Origin of the sequence: Bradyrhizobium cenepequi (genome assembly GCF_020329485.1) — a bacterium.
Taxonomy (GTDB): Bacteria; Pseudomonadota; Alphaproteobacteria; order Rhizobiales; family Xanthobacteraceae; genus Bradyrhizobium; species Bradyrhizobium cenepequi.
In genome coordinates, this window is sequence record NZ_JAGKJI010000167.1 from 1 (window position 1) to 857 (window position 857).

Genomic DNA, 857 nt, shown 5'->3' on the forward strand with positions numbered 1-857 from the left:
CGATTGGCGGTCGGCACCCCGATCACAAGATCGTCCTGCCCCGCCAGGCGCGACAGCACCGCGGCCCACGCCGCCAGCACCGTCATGAACAACGTCGTGCCATGCCGCCGGCTCAGCCGCTTCAACTCTCGCGTCAGATCCGCATCGATGACGACAGGCACCGTGCCCCCGGCAAACGACTGCTGTTCCGGCCGCGGCCGGTCCGTCGGCAAGGCAAGACGGGCCGGCGCACCAGCCAGCGTGTTGCGCCAATACTGCGCCTGGCTCTGCAGCCGCTCGCCCGACAGCCACTGCCGCTGCCAGGCGGCATAGTCCGAATACTGGATCACCAGCGGCGGCAGCGGATCGTCTTGTCCAGCCACGAACGCCCGGTACAACGCACTGAGTTCACGCACCAGGACGCCCATCGACCAGCCGTCCGAGACGATATGATGCTGCGTCAGCAGGAACACGTGCTCCTCATCCGACATCCGGATCAGCCGGCCGCGGATCAGCGGGCCGCGCCCAAGATCGAATGGCGTGCGCGCCTCTTCGTTGCACAGATCCGAGAGCGCGGCTTCCGCATCCGGCGCCTGGCGCACCTGCGCCTCGAACAACGCGTGGATGCACACCTCCGACGGATACGCCGCCGCCGTCCGGTTCAACTCCTCCAACAGATAGGTGCGCTCAGCGGACGACAGCAGCCCAATCCGCCCAACCGGCTGCTCGGCATCGGCCACCATCGCCCGCAGCAGCGCCAGCAAATAGCCACGCTGGCGCTCAATGGTCGCTTCGTCGAACAGCGCCGTGGCATAGCCCAGCGTGCCGGCGATGACCTCGCCACGCTCGCTCAAGTTCAGCTCCAGATCGAACTTGAC

Annotated in this window: 1 protein-coding gene; it reads right to left on the minus strand. The window is 67.1% G+C overall.

What is annotated here, in order from left to right:
• Positions 1–833: condensation domain-containing protein (locus J6497_RS40720; protein ID WP_283846123.1), on the minus strand; the 833-nt coding region annotated here is incomplete at its 3' end.
• Between the last annotated feature and the right edge of the window lie 24 nt (positions 834–857).